8 protein-coding genes and 1 pseudogene are annotated in these 6,430 nt (G+C 61.3%); 6 read left to right on the forward strand and 3 right to left on the reverse strand.

Annotated features, from left to right (window positions below; all coding sequences use genetic code 11):
• The coding region (locus KBZ07_RS14640) for an FAD-dependent oxidoreductase (protein ID WP_254932299.1) at nucleotides 1–925 on the reverse strand (925 nt) is incomplete at its 3' end.
• A 98-nt stretch (nucleotides 926–1,023) separates the two neighbouring features.
• On the opposite strand from KBZ07_RS14640, the gene KBZ07_RS14645 reads away from it, so the two are divergent.
• From KBZ07_RS14645 to KBZ07_RS14660, 4 genes are read left to right on the forward strand one after another with little or no spacing between them, the layout of a single operon-like run.
• A complete protein-coding gene (locus KBZ07_RS14645) occupies nucleotides 1,024–1,434 on the forward strand; it encodes an iron-sulfur cluster assembly accessory protein (protein ID WP_254932300.1) in 411 nt (136 codons plus the stop codon).
• A 49-nt stretch (nucleotides 1,435–1,483) separates the two neighbouring features.
• Nucleotides 1,484–1,906 (forward strand): M48 family metallopeptidase, encoded by a 423-nt coding sequence (locus KBZ07_RS14650; protein ID WP_254932301.1) that lies wholly within the window; start codon nucleotides 1,484–1,486, stop codon nucleotides 1,904–1,906.
• Nucleotides 1,903–3,126 carry a lipid-A-disaccharide synthase-related protein gene (locus tag KBZ07_RS14655; protein ID WP_254932302.1) on the forward strand — a complete coding sequence of 408 codons (1,224 nt, stop codon included), beginning with the start codon at nucleotides 1,903–1,905 and terminating at the stop codon, nucleotides 3,124–3,126. The genes KBZ07_RS14650 and KBZ07_RS14655 overlap by 4 nt, the downstream gene beginning before the upstream one ends.
• Entirely contained in the window at nucleotides 3,123–3,386 is a 264-nt protein-coding gene (locus tag KBZ07_RS14660; protein WP_106633073.1) for a hypothetical protein, read from the forward strand. The genes KBZ07_RS14655 and KBZ07_RS14660 overlap by 4 nt, the downstream gene beginning before the upstream one ends.
• Here KBZ07_RS14660 and KBZ07_RS14665 read toward each other — a convergent pair.
• The gene (locus KBZ07_RS14665) at nucleotides 3,343–4,278 is read right to left on the reverse strand and encodes a TIGR01777 family oxidoreductase (protein ID WP_254932303.1); all 936 of its coding nucleotides are present in this window, start codon (nucleotides 4,276–4,278) and stop codon (nucleotides 3,343–3,345) included. The genes KBZ07_RS14660 and KBZ07_RS14665 overlap by 44 nt on opposite strands.
• A gap of 101 nt (nucleotides 4,279–4,379) precedes the next feature.
• Here KBZ07_RS14665 and ndhO point away from each other — a divergent pair, with 101 nt between their 5' ends.
• Nucleotides 4,380–4,649: an NAD(P)H-quinone oxidoreductase subunit O gene (gene ndhO / locus KBZ07_RS14670; RefSeq protein WP_254932304.1), complete on the forward strand. Its 270-nt coding sequence runs from the start codon at nucleotides 4,380–4,382 to the stop codon at nucleotides 4,647–4,649.
• Between the two features lie 17 nt (nucleotides 4,650–4,666).
• Nucleotides 4,667–5,971: an O-antigen ligase family protein gene (locus KBZ07_RS16365; RefSeq protein ID WP_254932305.1), complete on the forward strand. Its 1,305-nt coding sequence runs from the start codon at nucleotides 4,667–4,669 to the stop codon at nucleotides 5,969–5,971.
• A 6-nt stretch (nucleotides 5,972–5,977) separates the two neighbouring features.
• Here KBZ07_RS16365 and KBZ07_RS14680 read toward each other — a convergent pair.
• Nucleotides 5,978–6,430: pseudogene (locus KBZ07_RS14680) on the reverse strand (molecular chaperone DnaJ); the annotation flags it as partial.

Consider the following 6,430-nt stretch of genomic DNA (forward strand, 5'->3'; position numbering starts at 1 on the left):
AAATGTTGTCGAATAGGGGCCAGCGGCGCCAGGCTTGGGGCAGCATTCGCTGAATACCAGGCACATCGCAGGCGGCCAGATAGGTGTCTGCAACTACAGAGACATCGCCCTCAGGTGTGCCGAGAGTGAGGCTGCTCACCCGGGTAGCGGGCTGGCCATCGACGCCAGCTGCCCCCTCCTCGAAATTCACCTCCGTGACCCGGTGGCGCAGATGCAGCCGGCCGCCGCGCTGCTGGATGTAGTCGAGGATCGGGCCCGTGAGCCAGCGGTGGGGCGACCCTTTGAGCAGGTTGAGCTTGGAGGCCTCGGTTTTGGAAGCAAACATCATGAAGATCGTGAGCATGCAGCGGGCCGAGATCGCCTCGCAATCAATGAAGCCCAGGGCATAGGCGATCGGATTCCACATCCGCTTAATGCTCTGCTCACTGCCGCCATGGCCCACAAACCACTCCTGGAAGCTGATCCGATCCAGGGCTCGGATCGTCTTCATGGCTCCCTCGTAGTCCACCAAGCCGCGCACGATCGGGCTGGTGCCCAGGGCTAGGGCATTGCGCAGCTTGTCGATCCAGTCGAGCTGGGGAGTGGTGAAGAAGGCCTTCAAGCCGTTGAAGGGCGCGCCAAGGGCGAAGCGAAAGTCGAGCTCCCGCAAATCACCGCCCGTGTTCACAAACAGGTGGGTGTGGTCCTTGGGCAGCAGGTTGTCGATCGCCCCCACCTTGCGCATCAGAGCGAAGAGGTTGGCGTAGTTGAAAAAGAACACATGCAGCCCCATCTCAATGTGGTTGCCGCCCACATCCACCCAGCTGCCCACCTTGCCGCCCAGAAACGGCCGGGCCTCGTAGAGATCCACCTGGTGGCCGGCATCCACCAGATCCACTGCCGCAGATAAACCGGCCAGTCCCGCTCCCACGATGGCGACCTGCACCCTTTCAACCCTCAGTAGTGTGCTGACTCTATGGAGACACTCCGCCAGGCAGCGAACGGGGAGCCTCCATACAGTGGTTGCAACTGGCGTAGATCTTGATGAGTACCGAAACTGTCACTGCTGTTGCAGCCCAGGCCCAACCCACCTTCACCGCCAAAGACGGGAAGGGGATCCTGATCACCGAACCGGCCATGAAGCAGCTGGGGGCTCTGATGAACCAGCAGGGCGATGCCAAGGTGTTGAGGGTGGGCGTGCGCTCCGGGGGCTGCAGCGGCATGAGCTACACGATGGACTTCGTCGATGCCAGAGCGATCCAGGGCGATGACGAGCACTACACCTACGAACCCGCCGATGCTCCTAGTTTCGCGGTGGTGTGCGATCCCAAGAGCCTGCTCTACATCTACGGAATGCAGCTGGATTTTTCCAGTGCCCTGATCGGCGGCGGCTTCAACTTCACCAACCCCAATGCCAGCCAGACCTGCGGCTGCGGCAGCTCGTTTGCGGTGTAATGCCCGTCGGGTGGCAATCTGAGCAGATGACCAGGCAAGCCGCCTCCCTATGACCTCAGCAGACGTACCGTCCCTGTTCGAGCAGGCCATGCAGCGCTACCAGGAGGGAGTGGCACCGGCTGAATTGATCGATAGCTTCATCGCTATCACCGAGCAGTCCCCCAACCAGTCGGCGGGATGGACCTGCCTGGCTTGGCTGCAGCTGCTTGATGAGCAGCCCCAAGCCGCCCTGCGCTCCGCCAAAACCGCCGTGCGCCTTAACCCCCAGGACCCCCAGGCCCGCATCAACCTGAGCCTGGCCATGCTGGAAACGGGCGCCAAAGGGGTGCGCGAACACATCGAAATTGTGCAGCGGGTAATGGCAATGGCGCCGGAGATGACTGGCGACCTGCAGAAGTCGATCGCCGATGGCCTAGTGCGCAAACCAGGCTGGAAGGCCATGGAGAAGCTGAAGGCCTGGCTGGCGGGTTGAAACCGGTTCTGCTACTCAGCAACGGTCACGGGGAAGACCTCAGTGGTGCCCTCGTAGCTGCCGAGCTGATGCAGCGGGGCATTCCGGTTGAGGCTCTGCCCTTGGTGGGTCACGGAAGCCCCTATCGCCAGCGGGGCGTGCCGGTGCTGGGCCGCACCCGCAGCTGCAGCACGGGCGGCCTCGGCTACACCAGCCTGCGCGGACGGCTCAGCGAGCTGCTGGAAGGCCAGATGGGCCATGTGCTCGGCCGGCTATTGCTCCTGCGCCGCCGCCGCCGCCACTACGGCCTGGTGGTGGCCGTGGGCGATGTGCTCGCGGTACTGGGAAGCTGGCTCTCGGGCCTGCCCAGCGCCGTTTATCTAGTTGCTTACTCCAGCCACTACGAAGGCCGCCTGCGCCTGCCTTGGCCCTGCGGCTGGCTGCTGAACCAAGCAAGCATCAAAGCCATCTGGAGCCGCGATTCCCTCACCGCCAACGACCTCAGCCAGCAACTGAACCGTGCCGTGGTATTCCTCGGCAATCCCTTCCTCGACGTGGTGAGCGCCGCCACAAGCGAATCACTCCAGCCTCTAACAGCGTTGCAGCCTCTGGCGCTGGTGCCAGGCAGCCGCCTGCCGGAAGCGGCGCGCAATTTCGCTCTGATGCTGCGGGTCCTGGCCCTGCTGCCCGAGGAATGGGCGCGCAGCCAGCCCCTGCGGCTACGCGCCGCCCTGGTGTCCGAGCTCGACGGCAGTCGCGTTGCCAAGCTGGCCGGCCCCCTGGGCTGGCGGCTCGAGGCAAGCGACCGGCTGGTTCGCGGCCCCCTGGCAGTTGAACTTGGCTGGGGCCAGTTTGGGGAGATCTTGGCCTCCTCCCAGCTGGTGCTGTGCATGGCTGGCACCGCCGCCGAACAGGCCGTGGGGCTAGGCAAACCAGTGCTGCAGCTGGTGGGACAGGGCCCCCAATTCACAGCGGGCTTTGCTGAAGCCCAGCGCCGCTTGCTTGGCCCAGGGGTGCGCTGCGCCCCCGGCAGCAGCGGCAGTGATGCATCCCTGAGGGCCAGTGCCCTGCTAGCCCAAGGCCTGCTGGAGCAGCAAAGCGATCACGAGCAAGGACCAGCCCTACGTCAATCCCTGGCCGCCATTGGCCTGGAGCGAATTGGCGCGCCCGGCGGCAGCCAGGCGATGGCAGCGGCGATCATGGCAATGCTGTGCCCTAATCAGGCCTCTGAGCTGCCATGACCACACCTACCCCCCCCAGCTTGCTGCAGCAACTCAAGGGATCGATGGACACCCTGCTGGTGGTGGATGTGTTTGTGGTGATTGCCGGGGCAATTTGGTTTGCGGTGGCCGTAACCCTGCACAGCCAACACATCGAAGCCCCCCTGGAGTTGTTTCAGCGGCTGTGGGAACCGCTTTTTACCCCGGCAATTGGCTTGTTGATGGGAGCGGCGCTGCTCAGCGGGGTGCTGGGTTGGTGGCAGCGGCGAGGGCAGCGCTGAGCTGGGGATACTGAAAGGTGAATCCCTGGGCCAGCAAGCGCTCGGGCAGCACCTGCTGGCCCTCCAGCACCACCTGGGCCCCGTCGCCAAGCAGCAGCTGCAGGATCGGCCCCGGCACGGGCAGCAGGCTGGGACGGCCTAGGGCCTTGCCTAAGGCACTGGCGAACAGGCCCATGGTGGTGGCTTCCGGGCTAACGGCGTTGTAGACGCCGCTGTAGGCGCCATCCTCAAGGGCCGTGGCGATCAGGCGGCAGAGGTCGTGGCGATAAATCCAGCTCATCCACTGGCGTCCGGAACCGACCGGCCCACCGAAACCCAAACGGAAGATGGGCAACATCTTGCCGAGGGCACCACCATCGGGGCCCAGCACGATGCCGATGCGCAGCTTCACCAGCCGGCAAGCAGCTGGAACCTGATCAGCGGCCGCTTCCCAGCGCTGGCAGATCTCGGCCAGAAAATCGCCCCCGGCTGGGCTGGTCTCGCTGAAGCGCGTCTGCGTACTGGAGCCGTAGAAGCCCACGGCTGAACCATTAACCAACACTGCGGGGGGCTGCTCCAGCCGCGCCAAGGCAGCCACCAGCAGCTCAGTTGTGCGAACGCGGCTTTGCAGCAACAGCTGACAGTGAGCCTCTGTCCAACGACGTTCAGCGATCGGCTCACCGGCGAGGTTCACGACACCCTCCGCCTCAGAGAGGGCCCTATCGAGGCCGTTATCAGCCCAACTGGCCGCATCGGCCGGATCTAGGCGTATGCAGGCCAGTCTCTTACCAACCAGAGCCGGAAAGGGCTGGGACTGACGGCTCACGAGGGTCAGCTCATGGCCTAGCTCGAGCAGAAAAGGCACCAGCTCGCGACCTACAAACCCCGAACAACCCAGCAGCAGCAGCCGCATTTCAGACCTAACAGCTTGAGGGAGGCTAGGCGGTTGCAACTAAGACGAGCTGGTCTGGACTGCACGAAGCGCCTTAACCTGAGCCAACAGACAAATGAAACATGGCTGACGCCGCCCCAGCACCTCCCGCCCAGCCGCAAGTACAGACGCAAGCTCAGACACCCCTGAAAAAGGGCAGCCTGGTGCGGGTAGACAAAGCTGCTTACTTCGGCAGCCTGGAAGCCAGCGCGAGCGATGCACTGCCGGGCTACTTGGCAGAAGGTCCTGGCGAAATCCTGGCCATCAAGGGTGACTATGCCCAGCTGCGCTGGCGACGCCCGGTGCCGGATGTGTGGCTACGGCTAGACCAGTTGGAGGCCTTTCCTGCTTGAACAGACTTTCCAGCTTTGTGACCTTTGGCAACCTTGGTAGAGCGTTGACTCTGACCAATCTTTGCCGGTTGTTTGCGCTCCTGATGGTGGCCTGGCAGCCCTTCCCGGGGGAATACCGGGTGCCGTTGGTGGGGTCAGCCCTGCTGGGCTTAGCCCTTACCTGGCGCGGCGAATGGCGAGCGGTTGCTGAACCTGCCAAACGGCTGGGTTTGCTGCTGCTGTGTTTGCTGATTCCAGGGTTGCTATCAATTCCCACATCACTAGCTCCTAGCAAAAGCTGGGGTGAAATTGCCTCAGTTGTATTGGTTGGTCTGGCCGGCCTGAGCGTGCTCTATGGGCTCCGCCGCCAGCAAGATCACAGCTGGCTGCAGACTGGTCTAGTGATAGTGATTGCCGCTTGGATCGGCGATGGCCTACTGCAAGCTCTCACCGGCGCAGATGTATTTAGGATCACGCCAAAAGCGGAGGGGATGATTAATGGGCCGTTCACTACCAACGGCATTTTTGGCATAATCGTGGCAGCAATGACCCCACTGGTGCTGTGGGAGCCTCTAAAACAACGCCATCGCTGGGCCATTGCCCTACTAAGTGGAATTGTAATAACGGTGACTCTCTCGGGCCAACGCAATAATCTATTACTACTGGTCTTAGGCCTGATCGCACTATCGAATCTCTGGAGTAGGCGCACCCGCCTGATTGGCTTAGCAATATTGGTGGCAACCGTAGTTGCTGTATATCCATTTGCACCAACCCTTCAACAACGATCGAGCTGGATGATCTCCTCCGGAAGCGAAATGGTCGCCTCACTTCAGGAGCTACGCGAAAATCCAAGCGATGCCAAATCAAGCAAGCGACTGTTTAATTCTTTAAACCGCTTCACCTCCGACAGAGCTTTTCTTGTTGACGCAGGGCTAAAAATGATTCAAGATCGCCCCCTTACCGGGGTTGGCATCAATGCATTCCGCCCTGCCTACCCGCTATACGCCCAGCTCACTCCCCATGGCCATCGAGACAAGCCCACCCATGCCCACAACATTTACCTAGAACTAACAGCTGAAACAGGGTTAATTGGCCTTGGCGGCCTCCTGCTAGCAATAGCACTTGGCTGGCGCTGGTTTGCGCTGGCATGCCACGAAAGGCAAAGAATGGCAGCACCCTATGCAGCAACATTGCTAGTAATGCTTTTCCCGTTAACAACCCACACCGTTTTATTTGCAGCGTTTTACTTCTGCCTCCTGATAATGGTGCTAGGAGGTTTTTTGGCGGCCCTCTTTTCTCCAGAGGCAGTCATTACCGCGCAAATTGAAACCACACCAAGTTAAATTCACTCAACCAGCTAGCTCCCGCCTCTGGGACTGCAATGACTGACGGCGCAGTCGAGCCTGCTTCAGAAGCTCCCTGCCGTCGTGCAGATATGAATCCACGTAGCCCATGGTGTAGCGCTCCAGTTCAGTGAGAGCGTCTTTCACCAAGCTGAGGCAGTGATAAAGATCGAGGGCAAATGCTTGTCCCCCTGGTGGACATACCTGAGAGCGGTAGATCAACTCAACCTTGTCGATGCGGGCCTGGCCCTGCTCGAGAAAGGCACAGAATGACTCCATCAAGGTGTCGTCGTAGGGATCTGCGGAAAGGGCCTTGAGCTGGGCTGGAAATGGGTTGATCACTTGCGCCAGAAGCCGATCAATCGGCGCATACACCTGCTGCAACCACTGCTGCAACACGGCATCAGTGGCAGCGCTGCGTGTGGACTGAGCACGGGCCCGCTTGACGGAAAAGCTGGC

It is taken from the genome of Cyanobium sp. BA20m-14 (assembly GCF_024346295.1).

Coding starts and splice junctions, on each gene's coding strand:
- KBZ07_RS14665 (WP_254932303.1), bottom strand. CDS start 4,278: ATGCGGCTGCTGCTGCTGGGTTGTTCGGGGTTTGTAGGTCGCGAGCTG.
- KBZ07_RS14645 (WP_254932300.1), top strand. CDS start 1,024: ATGAGTACCGAAACTGTCACTGCTGTTGCAGCCCAGGCCCAACCCACC.
- KBZ07_RS14650 (WP_254932301.1), top strand. CDS start 1,484: ATGACCTCAGCAGACGTACCGTCCCTGTTCGAGCAGGCCATGCAGCGC.
- ndhO (WP_254932304.1), top strand. CDS start 4,380: ATGGCTGACGCCGCCCCAGCACCTCCCGCCCAGCCGCAAGTACAGACG.
- KBZ07_RS14660 (WP_106633073.1), top strand. CDS start 3,123: ATGACCACACCTACCCCCCCCAGCTTGCTGCAGCAACTCAAGGGATCG.